The sequence below is a fragment of the Azospirillum baldaniorum genome, assembly GCF_003119195.2.
GTDB classification, from domain to species: domain Bacteria; phylum Pseudomonadota; class Alphaproteobacteria; order Azospirillales; family Azospirillaceae; genus Azospirillum; species Azospirillum baldaniorum.
The window spans coordinates 73,950-91,303 of sequence record NZ_CP022260.1 but is presented as its reverse complement, the minus strand read 5'-3'; the positions used below and the strand labels follow the sequence as shown (position 1 = coordinate 91,303).

Here is a 17,354-nt window from a genome sequence, read left to right as displayed (position 1 = left end):
CAGGCGCGTGGGCCGGTTCTTCCGGAACCGGCGCTGCGGCAGCAGGCACGTCCTCCGCCACGGCCTCCTGAACCGGCTCGACCACCGGTTCCTCGACCGCCGGTTCCTCGGCCGGCTTGGCGGCCTTTTTCTTCTTCGGACGGGACGGGCGCGGGTCGATGCCCACCCCGTCCTTGACACGGGCCTTGGCCTTGTCGCGGGCGACGGCCTCCGGAGCGTTCGGGTCGTCGTTCAGCCATTTGCCGCGCTTGATGACCTCGTTCACGCGGCCCTGGTTGACGCTGAGCTGGAACGCGATTTCCTGCTGCGTCATGTCGGTGGTGCGATGAAGCTCCAGAATCTGCGCGGCAAGTTCCGGGGTCATCTTCTTGCCGACGACGCGACGCGCCGGGCGGATCGACCGCTGGGCCTTGTCGCGCTCACGCAGCTTGCCCAGGATCTCCAGGGCCTCCGTGTTGCCCGCCGTCTTCAAGGCTTCTTCGAATTCCTTGAGCGTCGCCACCCGTTCCTCCTGCCACCATCCACCCGCGGCGACGCCATCGCATCGCCGGCCTACAAGACCGACTATACATGGAATCGCGCGGGCGGTTGAGAAGGCTCTTGAGAGGATATCCACAGAATGGCACGGCTGGGAGGAGACGGCGATGCGACGCTATTAGACGTCTAATCGCCGGGAGCCATCATTCGCCGGGATACTGTTTCTCCTTCAGGAAGCGCGCGAGGTGGGCGGCGTTGCGTGCGGCCATGGCCGAGGTGGAGACCACCTTATCGGGCACCTTGTCCAAGTCCTGGAAGTCGGTCTTCTGCATCGCCTCCCCCACCCAGTAGCAGACGGCGTTGGCGGCGAGCGTGAAGCCGACGTCGTTCAGCGCCTGGAACAGCTCCGCCGAGACATGGTGGGCGCCATCCTCGTTGCCGACCACGGCGACGAGCGCGACTTTGCCGTAGGACACCATGCGGCCCTGGTCGTCCGTCTCGCCCAGAAAGGCGTCCATGCGCTCCAGCACCCGCTTGCACACGCTGGACGGCTGGCCCATCCAGATCGGCGTGCCGAGGATGAGGATGTCCGCCTCCAGCACTTGGCGGCGCAGGTCCGGCCAAGCGTCGCCCGGCCCCTCGTCCGAGGTGACGCCTGGCTTCACGTCATGGTCGGCGACGCGGACCGGCGCCCCCACCGCGACCCCGTGGGCCGCCAGATCCTTCTGGAGCAGGCCGATCATTGCGTCGGTCGAAGACGGCTTTCCCGACGGCTTCAGGGTGCAGTTCAGCGCGAAGGCTTTGATCGGCATGGTGCTCTCCGAATTCGACCCGCCGCGTGCCGGCGGTGACGGGAAGCAACATCACGCCTTGCCAAACGTTGCGGCTTTCAGAACACGGCCACCGAAAACATGACCACCGAATTGCCCCGGCACAGCCCATCCGCCATCGGATAGGATGCGGTGGACAGAACCACAACGGAGGAAGAGCAATGCCGACCATGACCGTCCGACCCCTGTGCCTTGCCGCGGCGCTGGCCGGGTCCCTGGCGCTGGCCGGATGCGCCGGAAACTCGACGGGGCTCGGGCTGAACCTCGTCTCGCAGGAACAGCTCGTCGAACTCGGCCAGCAGGACTGGCAACGCCTGATCCAGTCGACCCCGGCCACCGCCAACGCCAGTTACCAGCGCCGCGCCGAGCAGATCTCGGCCCGCCTGCTGCGCGCCGCCTCGCTCGACCCCGCCGGTTGGGAGGTTCGCGTGTTCCAGGGCAAGGAAGCCAACGCCTTCGCCCTGCCCGGCCAGAAGATCGGCGTCTATGAGGGGCTGTTCCAATACGCCAAGACCGACGCGCAGCTCGCCGCGGTCATCGGCCATGAGATCGCCCACAATCTGGAGGGCCACGCCGCCGAGCGGGTGAGCACCCAGATGGCCACCGACGCCGGCACCAGCATCCTGGGGGCCGTGGCCGGGGCGAGCGGGGTCGGCGGCAGCGAGATGATCGCCGCGGCGCTGGGCACCGGCGCGCAGTACGGCCTGTTGCTGCCCTATTCCCGGAACCAGGAGCTGGCGGCCGACCGCGCCGGCCTGCTGATGATGGCCCGCGCCGGCTACGACCCGCAGGCAGCCATCGAGCTGTGGCAGAACATGAAGCAGGCCGGGGCCGAGCAGCCCACCTTCATGTCCACCCACCCCGGCACGGCGGACCGCATCGCCGCGCTGCAAAAGCTGATGCCCGAAGCGAAGGCGGCCTACAAGCCGAGCTGACCGGAGCGGCGGGTGGTGCCGCGGTCGCACCACCCGCCGGGCGTTTCCGGCGAGAAAATTTTCTCGCCGAATGTTGACTCCCCTCCCCTGCCCCGGAGTCAACATTCCGGCTTGACCGCACTCAGGCGCCGCGCAAAAGTGGCCTCGGGGCAAGGCAGGGGAATGAACCATGCGCGGCGAGGACATCAAGGCGTTCCGGGAAGGCCGGACGCTGAACCAGCCGGATTTCGCGGCTTGGCTGAACGAAAAGCTCGGCCGAAAATACGACAAGGCAAAGATCTCGCGCTGGGAGAACGGCAGCGAAAAGATCCCCGCCCCGGTCATTTCTCTGCTGTTGCAGGAGAAGATCGGAACGGTGACGCAGCATGGCCCGGCGCTGATCTGTGCCGCGGCCAACCGCAAAGGCGGCGTGGGCAAGACGGCCTTCACCGTCAACACGGCCACCCTGCTCGCCCGGCACTTCAAGGTGCTGCTGATCGACGCGGACCCGCAGGCCAACGCCACCATCCATCTCGGCATCAACTCCATCGAGCGCGAGCGCGAGGAGAAAACCCTCTACTACGCGCTGAAGGCGTCGGTGGAGGCGCTGAAATCGCGGGGGAAAGGGTTCGACCTCAGCGACTACATCGTAACCACCGACAGCGGGCTGGACGTGATCCCCAGCGGCATGCGGCTGGGCGACGCAGAGGCCGAGCTGCAAAGCCAGTCCTCGGGGGATTGCGCACTCCGCGAATGCCTGGATGGCGGGGCGCGGCAGAGCTACGATTTCATCTTCGTCGACACCCCGCCGCATTTCGGCATGCTGGCGCGCAACGCGCTGACCGCCGCCAACACCGTCGCCATTCCCTGCCAGACGGAGATGTTGAGCGTCGCCGGCGTGGAATTCCTGCTGGAGAACCTGGACATGATCCGCCGCCGGGCCAACCCGGGGGTCAGCGTGCTCGGCATTCTGCCGACGATGTTCAACGCGCGGCTGACCCAGGACCAGGCGTCGCTGGACGACATCCGCAACCTGTTCGGCGCGAAGCTGCGCGTCTTCGGCCCGATCCCGCGGGCGACCGTCTACGCCCAGGCGGTGGCCGCCGGGCGCGCCGCGCTGGAGGCGGTGCCGGACGCGCCGGGCTACGAGGTCTATCAGGCCGTCGCCGACGCGCTGATCCAGGAACGTACCCGCATGCCGGAGGTGATGGCCCATGTCGCGTAAACTGGCCCGGACGAACACCGGCGTGCTGACCACGGCCGCGGCTGAGCGTCAAGCCCGTGAGGACGGGCAGGGCTTCAACCGCCGCGGCCCGGTCGTCGTGGAGATCGACGTCGGCCGCATCGTCACCAACCCCGACCAGCCGCGCCGCCATTTCGACGAGACGGACATGGAGGCGCTGAAATCCTCCATCGCGCAGCATGGGCTGGCCCAACCGGTCGGCGTGCAGCAGTTGAGCGACGGCCGCTTCCAGCTTGTCTTCGGGGAGCGGCGCTTCCGCGCCGTTCGCTCGCTCGGCCACCCGACCATCTACGCCGTCACCGTCACCGGCGCGTCGGACGAGCTGGCGCTGATCGAGAACGTCGTCCGCGCCGACCTGTCGCCCTTCGAGGAGGGCGACGCCTACGCCCGGCTGATGGAGCGCCACGGCTACCGGCAGGAGGACGTCGGGCGGATCGTCGGCAAGGACCGGGTGGACATTTCCCGCGCGCTCCTCATCAGCCGCCTGCCGCAGCGCATCCGCGACGAATACCCGTTGCACCGCCCGGCGCGCTACCGGCTGGTGGAGATCGCCCGGCTGAAAGGGGAGGGGGAGCAGCTGCGCGGCTGGGACGCGCTGGTCAATGAGATGACCCGGCGGTCCGCCGACGAGGAGACTCCGGCGCCCGTGGCGGCAAAGCCCCGCAGCAACGCGGTTCCGACCGGCAGCGCCCTGCCGAAGCCGCTGGCGAAGGTGGTGTTCGGGGCGCGCCAAGCCGTCGCCAGCGTCCGTGAACAGGGTTTGGCGTTGGCGGACATCGACCGCGAGACGCTCCGCGCGATCCGCGACGACATCGACGCGATCCTGAACGCCGGTCCGAACGCCGGGAAGGGCAGGGGGGGGGAGTAAAAAAAGACGGCTCCGCGAGAAAATTTTCTCGCGGAGCCGTGACTGCCTTTGCGGTTCAGCGGCTTGCCGGCGCCACCAGCGCGGCCGGGCTCCGGGCGCTGTCCAACGATTGCAGCAGGTTCGTGCGGGCCATCACCAGCAGCAGGTCCGTCTGGGTCACCACCCCCAGCAGTCCGCCGCTCCCATCCACGATGGCGACCTCGTGCGTGCTCTCGTCCGACAGTGGGCCGAGCAGGCGGAAGGCCGGGGTTTCCGGGCCGGCGGTCACCGGCGGGGCCATCACCGCGGCCACCGTCGCAGCGTTGCCAACCAGATGCGCGTGCCCGACCAGACCGACCACCACGTTGCGCCGGTCGACCACCGGCAGGGTGCGGAAGCTGTGCTCGATCAGCCGCGCGCGTGCCACCTCGGGATGAGCCTCTGCGCTCACCGTCACCACGTCGCGGGACATGATGTCGCCGCAGGTGATCCCGCCATGCATCCGCTCCATGGCGTGAAGCTCCGCCTTCTCCAGAAGGGCGCTCAGGTCGTCGCGGTTGACGTCCAGCGCCTCCCCCAGTTCGCGGATCGCCTCGTCCAGGTCATCGGCGGTCAAGCCGGCGCGCGTCCGGGCGGGCGGATCGGCGGTGCCATGGCTGTTGGCCGGCTTGGGCGGCGCCCGGTGCGGGTAGGAATGGCCGGAGAAGCGATGGAACGTCCAGCCCGCCAGCACCAGCAGGATAGAATTGACGGCCACCGGATAGAACACGAACTGCATTCCCGACGCCGCGATCGCCGGCCCACCGATCACCGCGGTCAGCGCGGCGGCGCCGCCCGGCGGGTGCAGACAGCGCGTCATCGACATGGTCGCGATGGCCAGCGCCACCGCCACGCCGCCGGCCAGCATCGGGTCGGGGATCAGCGCCGCCACCATCACCCCGACCAGCGCCGACAGGGTGTTTCCGCCGATGATCGACCAGGGCTGGGCGAGCGGGCTGGCCGGCACCGCGAACAGCAGAACCGCCGACGCTCCCATCGGCGCCACCAGGGCGGGCGCGCTGGTGATGTGGGTCAGCAGGTTGTGGCAGAGCAGGCCCGTCGCGGCGAGGCCGAGCATGGCCCCGCAGCAGGCAATCAACCGGTCCTTCAGGTTCGCACCGGGCAGGATGGGCCTGAACAGGGCAAGGCGGCGGCGGTTTTCGCGTTTCCTCAGCAGAGTGATTTTCCAGCGGCGCAGCAGATGCCGTATCTCGCGGTGCATTCGGCCCGGTCCCTCCCAAGGTTTCGGCGTGCGGCGGCAGGATAGAACCTCAAGCTAAGTTGAGGTCAAACGGAAAGTGCCGGACCGTCTCACCGTTTCCGCGCGGTGTTGCCGCCATCGGACAGGAGGTCGGGAGCGGGCGCCTTGACCGGGGGCAAGGGGGTGATCCCGTCCAGCGCCTCCTTCAGCCCCAGTACGCGCTCGACCGAGGCCGTCCACTGGGCGACGGTCGCCAGATTGTCGATGGGCCAGGACAGCGCTGCGACGGCTTGCTGGAAGGCCTGCGCGGTCTGCATCATCACCCCCAGCGTGATGGCTCCCGCGGCGTAGCGGGGCGCCACCACCAGAATGGGAAAGACCGCGGACAGCACCGAATAGGACGCGCCGAAGGCCATCACACGGACCAGCGCGCCGGTCTGCCGCTCCCAGCCGCGGCGCACCCCGTCGAACAGCAGGGACATGCGGCCGCGCTCCACGGCCTCGCCGCGCTGCCGGGCGATGACCGAAGCGTTCTCGCGAACCCGTGCCAAGCCGAAACGGAAATCGGCCTCCAGCCCCTGCCGGCGCTCCGCCGCGCGGACCAGCGGCCGGGCGACGGCGATGGCCGCGGTGGTCCCGGCGGCGGCAAAAGCCAAGGCGAGGAGAAGCAAATGGCCGGGCACCGCAAGGCTCACGCCGCCGAACGCGACCGGCGCCACCCCGGAGAGCCGCCACAGGATGCTGGCGAAACTCACCAGCAGCAACAGGCAGTAGGTCAACGAATGGCCGAGATCGACAGCGAGTTCGGTGACGATGCGGACGTCCTCGGCGATGCGCCCGTCCGGATTGTCATGGTCGCCGGGGCGGGAGGGGAGGGCCTGTTCCCGCCCGTCCGACACCCACGCGCCGACCAGCCGCCGGGTCAGCCACGCCCGCCAGCCGAACTGGAGGCGCCGCTTCACCCACAGATGCGCCACGGTGACGGCGATGTTGTAGAGCAGGATGCCGCCGGCCGCCGCGACCATTACCGGCAGGCGGTCCATCGCCCGCTGCTCCAGCGCGTCGAACAGGCGCTGGCTCCACAGGTTCATCATGACCGGGACCGACACCTGCGCCACCGTCAGGGCCAGCAGGGCCGCCCCCAGCAGCCACACCGACCAGCGGTCCCGCCCCGACCAGTAGCCCCCGGCCAGTCCGGCGAAGCGCCGGACGAAAGCAGAGGCGGTCCTTGGGAAGATCCGTTTCGCCATGACCGACCATCCGGCCGCTCAATCAAAGCATCCAACCGAGACGCCCGACCCTCAGACGCCTCGGTTCAGCCTACCACCCTTCCGGCGAAGGGGAACCGGAACAAGCGGTGATCCCCTCATCCCGCCGGATCAGGCGGCCCGGACGGTGGCGATGAAGCTGCGCACCTCGCTGCGCAGGCGCTCGGCCTCGGCGGCCAACTCCTCCGACGTGCCGTGGACATGGCTGGCGGCGCTGCCGGTCTCCGACACCGCCGTGCTGACGCCGGCGATGTTGCGCGACACCTCCTCCGTCCCCTGGGCAGCCTGGGACACGCTGCTGGCGATCTCGCGGGTGGCGGCGGCCTGCTCCTCGATGGCGGCGGCGATGGTGGTGGCGATCTCGCTCATCCGGCCGATGGTCTGGCCGATGCTGCCGATGGCCTTCTGCGCGCCGCCGGTGGTCTGCTGGATCTCCTGCACCTTCGACTGGATCTCGTCGGTCGCCTTGGCGGTCTGGTTGGCCAGCGCCTTCACCTCGCCCGCCACCACGGCGAAGCCCTTGCCGGCCTCGCCGGCGCGGGCGGCCTCGATGGTCGCGTTCAGCGCCAGCAGGTTGGTCTGGGCGGCGATGCCGCTGATGATCTCCACCACCTGCCCGATCTGCTCGGCGGCGGTGACCAGGGCGCGCATGGTGCGGTCGGCACCCTCCGCATCCGTCACCGCCTGCCCGGCGATGCGGGTGGAGATCTCCACCTGCTGGCCGATCTCGGCGATGGAGGCCGACAACTCCTCCGTCGCGCTGGCGACGGTCTGCACATTGGCCGACGCCTCCTCGGAGGCGGAGGCAACCAGCAGCGAGCGCTCGCTGGCGTCCGCCGCGGTGCCGGACAGGGTGCTGGCGGCGTTGTTCATGCCGCCGGCGGCGCTCGCCACCGCCTCGACGATGCCTTGGACGGTCGCCTCGAAGGTGTCGGCCATGCGGATCATGGTGGCGCGGCGCTGCTCGGCGGCTTGGCGTTCGGCCTCCTCCTGGGCCTTGCGCATGCGCTCCATCTCCTCGGCGTTCGCCTTGAAGACCTGGAGCGCACGGGCCAGCGCCCCGATCTCGTCCTTTCGCCACCCCTCGTCCACCTGCACCGTACGGTCGCCCTCGGCCAGCCGGCCCATCGCCCCGGTGATGGCGCCGAGCGGGCGGGTGATCGCCCGCGAGATCATCCAGGCCAACAGCAGGCCCAGCGCCACCGCGGCGGCGGTCACCGCGGCGCCTTGCCGCTCGGCGGCGGTCACTGCGGCGGCGGCGCTGACCTCCAGCCCCTTCAGGACCTCAGTGGAGTGCTGGCGGATCGACCCGATCTTCCCATTGATCTGGGCTCCGGCGCGGGTCAGCGTGTCGGCGTTGACGCGCGTCATCTCCTCGGCGATGGCGGCGATGCGCTCGATGCCGGCGGTGTAGCGCGGCAGCTTGGCAAGCAGCTCGGAGCGCTTGGCAGCACCCGGGGAATCGGCCCAGCCCTTGGCTTCGTCTTCGACGTCGGCGGCCACCGCCGCCAGATCCTGGCGGATGCGGACCAGATCCTCGGGCTTCGTCTCGGTCACGAAGCGGGCGACCAGAACGCGCACCAGCAGATACTGCTCGCTGACGCCCGCCGCCTGAACGGTGCGGTCCAGATTGCCGGTCTGCCGTTCGGCCGTCACCAGATCGCTCAACGTCCGACGGATGTCGGCCCCCAGCTTGTTCACGACCTCCGCGACGATGCCGTCCCGTTCGGTGCGCAGGGCGACCAGCCGGTCGAAGCCGGTCAGGAAGTCCCGTTCCAGCCCGCGGATCTCCTCCACCGCCTGGCGGTCGGCGCCGTCGCGGATACCGGGGGCCGCCTTGTCCAACTGCCGGCGGAAGTCCCCGGCTGTCGCGCGAAAGCGGTTGGCAGCACCGTCCGCGCCGGAAACGAGAAACTCCGCCGCCGCCCCCAGCGCGTCGGACAGCGCGGTATCGGCCTCTCCCAACGTCACCGTGATGTCGGACTGCGCCGCGTAGCTGCGCAGCGCCGCATCGTTGGACCGAAGGCCACTCCAGGAAACCGCCCCCAACGTGACCAGCAGGGCCAGCGTGACCCCGAAGCCGGTATAGACCTTGGTTGCGGTGCGCAAGTTGGCGAAAGCACGAAGGGAGGTGGTCATGATGGGATGTCCTGCCTGGGGTATTTTTTGTTCGGTGTCGGTTGCCCGCACCGGATCAAATCATTCTCAAATTCCGTACCAACTCCCAATCCCCACGCAATTGCTGTTCCACCCAGCAAAAATCCCGAGTGGGCTGCGCGGTTGTTCCTTCCCAACCGTTGCAATTTGCCAACGCGCTCCCATCCGCGTCGCAAATCGCCACGCCCGCGCCGGCAAGTTGCGAATGGGAACGCCGGAACCATCCCAATGTTGAGGGCCGACGTTGAGGCCCCATGTTGAGGGAAGCGCCGCCAGAGCGCAGACTGGAATCCCGCACACGCACGGAACAACGAGAGGTCGGTCATGCCGGACAGCAAGCATTTCGCTCCGCCCGGACCCATCGGGTTTGGTGGCGCTCCGCTCGGCAACATGTTCGAGGAGGTGCCAGACGACGTGGCGGAGGCCACGCTGGCCGCCGCCTGGGACGCCGGCATCCGCTATTTCGACACGGCGCCGGAGTACGGCCCCGGCATATCGGAGCACCGGTTCGGCCATGTCCTGCGCAACCGTCCGCGCGACGAGTTCGTCCTGTCCACCAAGGTCGGTCGCCTGCTGCGCGCCGACTCCAGCAAGGGCGGCAAACACGGCCCCTTCGTGAAGGGGCTGCCCTTCCGGGTGGACTACGACTACACCGCCGATGGGGTGCGCCGCTCCATCGAGGACAGTTTGCAACGGCTGGGCATGGCGCGCATCGACATCGCCTACATTCATGACTGCGCGGAGGACGCCCACGGCGACCGCTGGCTGGAGGTGTTCGATACCGCCATGAAGGGCGCCGCGGTGGCGCTGACCCAGCTTCGCGAGGAGGGCGTGATCCGAGCCTGGGGTCTGGGCGTCAACCGGGTGGAGCCCTGCGTGATGGCGATGGAGCGCGCCGACCCGGACGTCTTCCTGCTGGCCGGGCGCTACAGCCTGCTGAACCAGCCGGCGCTGGACACGCTGTTCCCGCGCTGCCAGGAACGCGGCGTCCATGTGGTGGTCGGCGGCCCCTACAACTCCGGCCTGATCGCCGGGGGCAAGACCTTCGAGTACCAGGAGGCTCCGCCGGACAAGGTGGCGGCGCGCGACCGTCTGGCCGAGATCGCCAAACGGCACGGCGTGGACCTGCGGGCGGCGGCGCTGCAATTCTGCGCGGCGCACCCGGTCGTCGCCTCGGTCATTCCGGGCACCAAGAACCCGCCGCGCGTGCAGGAGAACATGGCCCTGATGAAGCAGCCGATCCCGGCGGACTTCTGGCGGGAACTGAAGCAGGCCGGCGTCCTGCCGGAGCAGGTGCCGACTCCGGCCTAATCCTCTGCAAAGACGGCGGCGGCGATCCAGTGGCGGAAGCTCTGCATCGCCGCCGTCTCGGGACGGGAGTGAAGGCGGGTCAGCCAGTAGCGGCCCGCCGGCACCTCGTTGGCAAAGGGGCGGACCAGTCGGTCGGTGGCGAGGTCGTGCCCGAACAGGCGTGCTGGCAGCAGCGCCACCCCGGCGCCCATCGCGGCGGCGGCGGCGATGGTGGGGGAGGAGTCGAAGACCGGACCGCGGATGGCAGGGCAGGGCACCCCGGCCAGCGCGAACCAACGCTGCCACTCCTCGATCCGGTAGGAGCGCAGCAGCACCTCCCGCGCGAGGTCCGCCGGGGCGGACAACCGTTGCGCCAGCGCCGGAGCGCAGAGCGGGGTCAGCGGGGCGTCGAGCAGCGGCACCGCCTCCACGCCGTGCCAGGAGCCGTCGCCGAAGCGGATGGCGAAGTCCAGTCCCTCGCCGGCCAGATCGACCCGGTTGTTGTTGGTCAGGATGCGCAGGTCGACCGCCGGGTTCGCCGCGGTGAAGGCCGGCAGGCGCGGCAGCAGCCAGCCCGTGGCGAAGGTCCCCACCACCCCGACCGTCAGCACCTCGTGGTAACGCCCGTCGGCGAAGCGGTCGAGCGTCGCGCCGATGCGCTCGAAGGCGTCCATCAGCACCGGCACCAGCGCCGCCCCCTCGTCGGTCAGGGCAAGGCCGCGCGGCAAGCGGCGGAACAGGGTGACGCCGAGCCGCGCCTCCAGCGTGCGGATCTGCTGGCTGACCGCCGCTTGGCTGACGCACAGTTCCAGCCCGGCGCGGGTGAAGCTGAGATGGCGGGCCGACGCCTCGAAGGCGCGCAGCGCGTTGAGCGGAAGCTGGGGGCGGGCCATGAAGAGCCATTAGTTTTTCTTGTGGCTTGTGAAAACTATCATCGTTTGTTCGAGCGCCAGGAGCTTTTTATCGTCCGCCCATCGACACGGCATGAGACGAGGACACGATGATCGGACGGCGGGCTTTCCTGGCCGCGGCGGGCGGCATGACGGTGCTGGCGGCGACCCGCGTGAGGGCGGAGAAACCCAGGAACTTCGGGGACAAGCGGCTGGCCGACGCGATCGCCTCGCTGGAAAAGCGCAGCGGCGGGCGGCTCGGCGTGGCGGTGCTCGACACCGGCACCGGGCAGCGCTTCGGGCATCGCGCGGACGAGCGCTTCCCGATGTGCAGCACCTTCAAATTTCTTTTGGCTGGCGCCGTCCTGAAGCGGGTGGACGAGGGACGCGAGCGGCTGGACCGGCGCATCCCGGTGACCAAGGCGGACATGGTCCCATACGCCCCCTTCGCCGAAACCCGCCTCGACGGCCCACCCCCGACGGTGGCCGAACTGTGCGAGGCGACGATGACGCTCAGCGACAATGTGGCGGCGAACCTGCTGCTGCCGGCGGTGGGCGACCCCGCCGGGCTGACCGCCTTCCTGCGCACGCTGGGCGACCAAAAGACCCGGCTGGACCGCAACGAGCCGTCCCTGAACAGCGCCATTCCCGGCGACCCGCGCGACACCACCACGCCCGCGGCGATGGTCCACAGCATGGAGCGGCTGATGCTGGGCGACGCGCTGACCCCGGCATCGCGCGAGCAGCTCATCGCCTGGATGGTCGCCAACCGGACCGGCGACAAGCGGCTGCGCGCCGGCCTGCCGAAGGGCTGGCGCGTCGGCGACAAGACCGGCACCGGCGTGCGCGGGACGGCCAACGACATCGGCATCGTCTGGCCGGAGGGGAGGGCGCCGCTGCTGATTACCAGCTACCTGACCGAAACGCCCGACGCCTTCAAGGAACGGGACGCCATCCACGCCGGCGTGGCGCGGGCGGTGGCCGACGCGCTCAAGGGCTGATCCACGCCGGACACTGTGGTCCGCCCCCTGCGGCATGTCGTCACTGGGGTTTACCCTAAGAAGTGTAGGGATGCCCCCAATGGGAGTGGGGGCAGGGCGCCGGTACCCTTCGCACCGTAGGGCCGCGGTTCGTCGCGGCCGAAGGAATCAGGTGCGAAGAGGCCAGCCATGGACCGATCAAGGCGCAACTTCTGCCTCGGCGCCGGCGCCGCGACCATCGGCGCCGCGACGGTGGCCGCGATGCCCGCCGCCGCAGCCCCCAGCGCTGCACCGCTCCGCCGCGACGGCAATCCGGCGCACCGCTGGGCGATGGTGGTGGACGTGCGCAAATGCGTGGGCTGCCAAGCCTGCACAGTCGCCTGCATCATGGAGAACGACGTTCCGGAAAACAGCTTCCGCACCATCGTCTCCACCTACGAGGTGACCGAGCAGGGCAAGGCCGGCAGCTACATGCTGCCGCGCCTGTGCAACCATTGCGAGGACCCGCCCTGCATCCCCGTCTGTCCGACCGGCGCGACCTTCCAGCGCCGGGACGGCATCGTCGTGGTGGACAACACCGTCTGCGTCGGCTGCGCCTATTGCGTCCAGGCCTGCCCCTACGACGCGCGCTTCATCAACCACGAGACCCAGACCGCCGACAAATGCACCTTCTGCGTCCACCGCGTGGAGGCCGGCCTGCTGCCCGCCTGCGTGGAGACCTGCGTCGGCGGCGCTCGCATCTTCGGTGACCTGAACGATCCGGACAGCGCCGTCGCCACCCTGGTCCGCGAGGAGAACCCCAAGGTGCTGAAGCCTGAGCAGGGGACTCAGCCGCGCGTCTTCTACCTCGGCCTCGATCCCCGATTCCAAGGGAAGGTCGACGGCACGCCGACGCTCTGGCGGCCCAGCCGCGAGACCCACGCCCAAAAGGAGCACGCGTGATGGACAACCACATCGTCGAGGTCATCAACGTGACCCGCGAGGTCGCGTGGCTTCCCTGGGCCGTTCAGTATTTCTTCCTGATCGGCCTGTCGGTCGGCGGCCTGCTGCTCAGCCTGCCCGGCTACGCCTTCGCCCGGGAGGACTGGCGCGCGCTCGGGCGCGTCGCCCTGCTGGTGGCGCTGACCTGCGGGCTGGCCGCCCCGGTGGCGCTGCTGTCGGACCTCCACCAGCCCGGCCGCTTCTGGCACTTCTACGTCGTGCTGCGCCCGACCTCCTGGATGTGGTGGGGGTCGGTCTTCATCCCCCTCTACGTCACCGGCCTGCTGGTCTACGGCTGGGCCTGCTTCCGCGAGGAGTTGCAGGCGCATGGCCGGGTGGACAGCCGCTTGGCCGCGCTCTACCGGCTGGCCGCGCTGAACGGTGGGCGCAACGACGCGCTGATCCGCGCCGCCGGCCTGTTCGCCCTGGTGGGCGCGCTTCTCGTCGCCCTCTACACCGGGGCGGAGGTCGCGGTGGTCAAGGCGCGCCCGCTGTGGCACACGCCCTTCCTACCCGTGCAGTTCCTGATGACCGCGCTGGCCGGCGCCGCCGGTCTGGTGCTGGTGCTGAACCGCTTCGCCGCCGGCAACGACCGCGCGGTGGAGGTGCGGGCGAACCGGCTGCTCGCCGGCGTCCTGGGCGGCGTCATGCTGGTCGGCACGTTGTGGCTGGCTCTGGGCCTGTTCGGGCTGGACGCCACCCACGCGGAGGCGCTGGGCAGCGTCGCCGGGTCGGAGGCGTGGCGCGTCACCGCCGTCTGGGCCGTCGCCGCCACCGCGCTGCCCTTCGCCATCGCGGTCGCCAAGCCCGCCGGGACGGGGCTGCTGACCGGGCTGATCGCCCTGCACGGCGCCTGGATGTTCCGCTGGACCGTGTTCATCGGCGGCCAGACCGTGCCGAAGACCGGCGCCGGCTTCTACGACTACGCGCTTCCCGCCGGTCCGGAGGGGCTGCTGGGGATCGTCGGCACGGCGGGACTCTGGCTGTTCCTGCTGATCGCCCTCACCGCCATCCTGCCTTCCCCGCGCCGCCCGGCGCCCGCTCCGGCCCGCGCCCCCCAGGCGCCCGCCGGAACCGTGGCCGCCGCCGAGTGAACGGAGCACCCATCATGTCGATTTCCCGTCGCCTTCTCCTGAAGACCAGCGCCGCGGGCGGCGCGCTTGCCGCCTTCGCGGGTGGCTTCTCCGACACCGGGCGCAAGCTCGTAAAGGGCGCCTGGGCCGGGGACAAGCCCGACCACGCCATCTCCGGCAACGCCCCGGCCCCCGAATTCCGCGTCGATCCGGCGACCGGCGACCTCACCCCGACGCCGGGCCAGATCGTCGCCAACGTCGCCTGCCTCGGCTGCACCACCCTGTGTGGAGTCCGCGTCCGGGTGGACGTGGAGAAGAACAAGGTGCTGCGCGTCGCCGGCAACCCCTACAGCCCGCTGTCCACCGATCCCTTCCTGCCCTACGGCACGCCGATCAGGGAGAGCTTCAAGTCCCTGTCACGGCTGGACGAGAAGGGGCTGAAGGGCCGCTCGACCGCCTGCGGCCGGGGCAACGCGGCGCTGGAGATGCTGACCTCGCCCTTCCGCGTCGCCACGCCGATGAAGCGCGTCGGCCCGCGCGGCTCCGGCCGGTGGGAACCGATCGCCTTCGACCGGCTGGTCGAGGAGATCGCGGAAGGCGGCGACCTGTTCGGCGAAGGCCCGGTGCCCGGCCTGCGCAGCTTGCGCGACCTGAAGACGCCCATCGATCCGGCCGCCCCCGAATTGGGGCCGAGAGTCAATCAGGTGGCCCTGCTGTCGTCGGTCAACGACGGGCGGGAGCCCTTCGTGCGGCGCTTTTTCAACCAAGCGCTGGGGACGATCAATTTCGTCGGCCACGGCTCCTACTGCGGCGGCGCCTACCGCTCCGGCTCCGGGGCGGTGTTCGGCGACGCCAAGAAGATGCCGCACGCCAAGCCGGACCTGCAGAACGCCGAGTTCGTGCTGTTCATCGGCACCGCCCCGTCCAACGCCGGCAACCCGTTCAAGCGGCAGGCCATGCTGCTCGCCAAGGGGCGGACGGACGGCGTTCTGAACTACGTCGTCGTTGACCCGGTGCTGACCAACGCCGACAACCGCGCGGCGGCGGAGCGGTCCAACTGGATTCCCATCCGGCCGGGCACCGACGGCGCCCTGGTCATGGGCATAATGCGCTGGATGTTCGAGAACGGGCGCATCGACGCCAACTATCTCTCCCAGCCCAACGGCAAGGCGGCGGAGGCGGCGGGCGAGGCCGGCTGGTGCAACGCCACCCATCTGGTGATCCAGCAGGCGGGCCACCCGCGCGACGGGCGGATGCTGCGCGCCTCCGACCTCGGCTGGGTGACGCTGGACGAGAAGGAGCGCTACGGCGCCAAGGACGCCTTCGTCGTGCTCGACCCCGCCGGCACGCCGGTGGCCCATGACGCCCTGACGGGACCGGCCATGCTGTTCCACGGCGGGACGGTGGCGACCCCGGCGGGCGACGTTGCGGTGAAGACCAGCCTGACTTTGCTGCGCGAGCAGGCGATGCGGCTCGACCTCGCCGGCTACGCCGACGCCTGCGGCATCCCCGCCGACGTCATCGCCGGTCTGGCACGGGAGTTCACCAGCCACGGCAAGAAGGCGGCCGCCAACACCCACGGCGGCATGATGGCCGGCAACGGCTTCTACAACGCCTTTGGCGTGGTCACGCTGAACACGCTGATCGGCAACCTGAACTGGAAGGGCGGCACCATCTTCGGCGGCGGGCGCTTCCCGGATGAGCAGGACGGCCCGCGCTACAAGCTGGCGAGCTTCCCCGGGCAGGTAAAGCCCTCCGGCACCGCCATCAGCCGCCCCGTCCCCTATGAGAAATCCAGCGAGTTCAAGGCGAAGAAGGAGGCCGGCAAGCCCTATCCGGCCAAGGCGCCCTGGTACCCCAACGCGCCGCAGCTCACCACCGAGTATCTGACCAGCGGCGTGGTGGACGGCTACCCGTACCCGCTGAAGGCCCTGTTCCTGTGGAACAGCAACCCGGTCTACGGCATCCCCGGCGTCCGCGCCCAGGTTGAGGCGAAGCTGCGCGACCCCAAGGCGCTGCCGCTGATCGTCGCCATCGACCCCTTCATCAACGAAACCACGGCCTTCGCCGACTACATCATCCCCGACACCGTGCTGTACGAGACCTGGGGTTGGGCGTCCCCCTGGGCGGGCGTGCCGACCAAGACCTCGACGGCGCGCTGGCCGGTGGTGACGCCGCGCACCGAGCCGCTGCCAGAGGGTCGGCACGTCCAGATGGAGACCTTCCTGATCGCGCTGGCGAAGCGGCTGGGCCTGCCCGGCTTCGGCCCGGACGCCATCGCCGACATGGACGGCAACACCCACCCGCTGGAACGGGCCGAGGACTGGTACCTGCGCGGCGGCGCCAACATCGCGTGGCTGGGCAAGCAGCCGGTGCCCGACGCCACGGACGAGGACATCGCCCTGTCCGGCGTCGCCCGCGTCCTGCCGGCGCTCCAGTCGGTGCTGAAGGAGGAGGAGTGGCGCAAGGTCGCCTTCATCCTGGCGCGCGGCGGGCGCTACCAGAACCAGGCGGAGGGCTTCGAGGGCGACAGGGCCACCCACCGCTTCAAGGACGGGCTGCTGGTCTACAACGAGGCGGTCGGCGCGGCGAAGAGCAGTGTCACCGGCAAGCGCTGGACCGGAACCGCCGCCTGGACGCCCCCGGCCTTCGCCGACGGCACGCCGATGCGGCAGGTCCACACGGCGGAGGACTGGCCCTTCCAGCTCATCAGCTCGAAATCGGTGCTGGTCAGCGCCTACACCATCGCGGCCAGCCGCCTGCGCCATCTGCACCCGGAGAACCCGGTGGGCATCAACGCGGAAGACGCGCGGCGGCTGGGCATCGCCACCGGAGACCGCATCCGCATCGCCACGCCGGGCGGATCGGAGCTGGCGACCGCCATCGTCCGGCACGGCGTGATGCCCGGCGTTCTGGCCGTCGAGCACGGCTTCGGCCACAAGGAGTTCGGCGCGCGGCCGCACGTCATCGGCGGCCGCAGCCAGCCGGTGGTGCCGGAGATCGGGGCCGGGGTGAACATCAACGACCTGGGCCTGCACGACCCGACCCGTCCGGGCGCCTCGGTCTGGGTCGATCCCATCGCCGGAACGGCGGTGCGCCAGGGCCTCCCCGCCAAGCTGGAGCGGGTGGCCGCAGCGGCGTGAGTCATGGATCCCCTTTGAAAT

13 protein-coding genes and 1 pseudogene are annotated in these 17,354 nt (G+C 69.9%); 8 read left to right on the top strand and 6 right to left on the bottom strand.

Annotated features, from left to right (window positions below; genetic code table 11):
• Positions 1 to 88: 88 nt before the first annotated feature.
• Both Sp245p_RS35995 and Sp245p_RS27115 read right to left on the bottom strand, forming a co-directional pair.
• Positions 89 to 502 (bottom strand): annotated as a pseudogene (locus Sp245p_RS35995) (hypothetical protein); the annotation flags it as partial.
• Positions 503 to 680: 178 nt separating this feature from the next.
• Positions 681 to 1,289 carry a flavodoxin family protein gene (locus tag Sp245p_RS27115; RefSeq protein WP_014241993.1) on the bottom strand — a complete coding sequence of 203 codons (609 nt, stop codon included), beginning with the start codon at positions 1,287 to 1,289 and terminating at the stop codon, positions 681 to 683.
• 188 nt (positions 1,290 to 1,477) lie between these two features.
• Between Sp245p_RS27115 and Sp245p_RS27110 the strand changes: the two genes are divergently transcribed.
• The 3 genes from Sp245p_RS27110 (at position 1,478) to Sp245p_RS27100 (ending at position 4,332) form a co-directional block, all read left to right on the top strand.
• Entirely contained in the window at positions 1,478 to 2,242 is a 765-nt protein-coding gene (locus Sp245p_RS27110) for a M48 family metallopeptidase (RefSeq protein ID WP_041813439.1), read from the top strand.
• A 169-nt stretch (positions 2,243 to 2,411) separates the two neighbouring features.
• A complete protein-coding gene (locus tag Sp245p_RS27105; protein ID WP_014241991.1) occupies positions 2,412 to 3,446 on the top strand; it encodes an AAA family ATPase in 1,035 nt (344 codons plus the stop codon).
• Positions 3,436 to 4,332, top strand: coding sequence for a ParB/RepB/Spo0J family partition protein (locus Sp245p_RS27100; RefSeq protein ID WP_014241990.1), 897 nt, complete (start codon positions 3,436 to 3,438; stop codon positions 4,330 to 4,332). The genes Sp245p_RS27105 and Sp245p_RS27100 overlap by 11 nt, the downstream gene beginning before the upstream one ends.
• Positions 4,333 to 4,387: 55 nt before the next feature.
• On the opposite strand, the gene Sp245p_RS27095 is transcribed toward Sp245p_RS27100, so the two are convergent.
• The 3 genes from Sp245p_RS27095 to Sp245p_RS27085 all read right to left on the bottom strand — a co-directional run bounded on the left by Sp245p_RS27095 (position 4,388) and on the right by Sp245p_RS27085 (position 8,958).
• Positions 4,388 to 5,572, bottom strand: a complete 1,185-nt coding sequence (locus Sp245p_RS27095) for an HPP family protein (protein ID WP_014241989.1) — start codon at positions 5,570 to 5,572, stop codon at positions 4,388 to 4,390.
• A gap of 89 nt (positions 5,573 to 5,661) precedes the next feature.
• A complete protein-coding gene (locus Sp245p_RS27090; protein ID WP_014241987.1) occupies positions 5,662 to 6,801 on the bottom strand; it encodes an SbmA/BacA-like family transporter in 1,140 nt (379 codons plus the stop codon).
• 129 nt (positions 6,802 to 6,930) lie between these two features.
• Positions 6,931 to 8,958 carry a methyl-accepting chemotaxis protein gene (locus Sp245p_RS27085; protein WP_129557241.1) on the bottom strand — a complete coding sequence of 676 codons (2,028 nt, stop codon included), beginning with the start codon at positions 8,956 to 8,958 and terminating at the stop codon, positions 6,931 to 6,933.
• A gap of 342 nt (positions 8,959 to 9,300) precedes the next feature.
• Here Sp245p_RS27085 and Sp245p_RS27080 point away from each other — a divergent pair, with 342 nt between their 5' ends.
• Positions 9,301 to 10,287: an aldo/keto reductase gene (locus tag Sp245p_RS27080; protein ID WP_014241985.1), complete on the top strand. Its 987-nt coding sequence runs from the start codon at positions 9,301 to 9,303 to the stop codon at positions 10,285 to 10,287.
• On the opposite strand, the gene Sp245p_RS27075 is transcribed toward Sp245p_RS27080, so the two are convergent.
• Positions 10,284 to 11,159: a LysR family transcriptional regulator gene (locus Sp245p_RS27075; protein ID WP_014241984.1), complete on the bottom strand. Its 876-nt coding sequence runs from the start codon at positions 11,157 to 11,159 to the stop codon at positions 10,284 to 10,286. The two genes, Sp245p_RS27080 and Sp245p_RS27075, sit on opposite strands and share 4 nt — an antisense overlap.
• Before the next feature lie 107 nt (positions 11,160 to 11,266).
• Here Sp245p_RS27075 and bla point away from each other — a divergent pair, with 107 nt between their 5' ends.
• The 4 genes from bla to Sp245p_RS27055 all read left to right on the top strand — a co-directional run bounded on the left by bla (position 11,267) and on the right by Sp245p_RS27055 (position 17,333).
• The gene (bla, locus tag Sp245p_RS27070) at positions 11,267 to 12,157 is read left to right on the top strand and encodes a class A beta-lactamase (RefSeq protein ID WP_014241982.1); all 891 of its coding nucleotides are present in this window, start codon (positions 11,267 to 11,269) and stop codon (positions 12,155 to 12,157) included.
• Between the two features lie 168 nt (positions 12,158 to 12,325).
• Positions 12,326 to 13,078: a sulfate reduction electron transfer complex DsrMKJOP subunit DsrO gene (gene dsrO / locus Sp245p_RS27065; protein ID WP_014241981.1), complete on the top strand. Its 753-nt coding sequence runs from the start codon at positions 12,326 to 12,328 to the stop codon at positions 13,076 to 13,078.
• Entirely contained in the window at positions 13,078 to 14,211 is a 1,134-nt protein-coding gene (gene nrfD, locus Sp245p_RS27060) for an NrfD/PsrC family molybdoenzyme membrane anchor subunit (RefSeq protein WP_041813133.1), read from the top strand. The genes dsrO and nrfD overlap by 1 nt, the downstream gene beginning before the upstream one ends.
• 14 nt (positions 14,212 to 14,225) lie before the next feature.
• Positions 14,226 to 17,333, top strand: coding sequence for a molybdopterin dinucleotide binding domain-containing protein (locus tag Sp245p_RS27055; RefSeq protein WP_041813131.1), 3,108 nt, complete (start codon positions 14,226 to 14,228; stop codon positions 17,331 to 17,333).
• Positions 17,334 to 17,354: the final 21 nt, after the last annotated feature.

Bases quoted from the DNA above. Each gene is read 5' to 3' on its own strand.
- Sp245p_RS27115 (WP_014241993.1), bottom strand. From the start codon at position 1,289: ATGCCGATCAAAGCCTTCGCGCTGAACTGCACCCTGAAGCCGTCGGGA.
- Sp245p_RS27110 (WP_041813439.1), top strand. From the start codon at position 1,478: ATGACCGTCCGACCCCTGTGCCTTGCCGCGGCGCTGGCCGGGTCCCTG.
- Sp245p_RS27105 (WP_014241991.1), top strand. From the start codon at position 2,412: ATGCGCGGCGAGGACATCAAGGCGTTCCGGGAAGGCCGGACGCTGAAC.
- Sp245p_RS27100 (WP_014241990.1), top strand. From the start codon at position 3,436: ATGTCGCGTAAACTGGCCCGGACGAACACCGGCGTGCTGACCACGGCC.
- Sp245p_RS27095 (WP_014241989.1), bottom strand. From the start codon at position 5,572: ATGCACCGCGAGATACGGCATCTGCTGCGCCGCTGGAAAATCACTCTG.
- Sp245p_RS27090 (WP_014241987.1), bottom strand. From the start codon at position 6,801: ATGGCGAAACGGATCTTCCCAAGGACCGCCTCTGCTTTCGTCCGGCGC.
- Sp245p_RS27085 (WP_129557241.1), bottom strand. From the start codon at position 8,958: ATGACCACCTCCCTTCGTGCTTTCGCCAACTTGCGCACCGCAACCAAG.
- Sp245p_RS27080 (WP_014241985.1), top strand. From the start codon at position 9,301: ATGCCGGACAGCAAGCATTTCGCTCCGCCCGGACCCATCGGGTTTGGT.
- Sp245p_RS27075 (WP_014241984.1), bottom strand. From the start codon at position 11,159: ATGGCCCGCCCCCAGCTTCCGCTCAACGCGCTGCGCGCCTTCGAGGCG.
- bla (WP_014241982.1), top strand. From the start codon at position 11,267: ATGATCGGACGGCGGGCTTTCCTGGCCGCGGCGGGCGGCATGACGGTG.
- dsrO (WP_014241981.1), top strand. From the start codon at position 12,326: ATGGACCGATCAAGGCGCAACTTCTGCCTCGGCGCCGGCGCCGCGACC.
- nrfD (WP_041813133.1), top strand. From the start codon at position 13,078: ATGGACAACCACATCGTCGAGGTCATCAACGTGACCCGCGAGGTCGCG.
- Sp245p_RS27055 (WP_041813131.1), top strand. From the start codon at position 14,226: ATGTCGATTTCCCGTCGCCTTCTCCTGAAGACCAGCGCCGCGGGCGGC.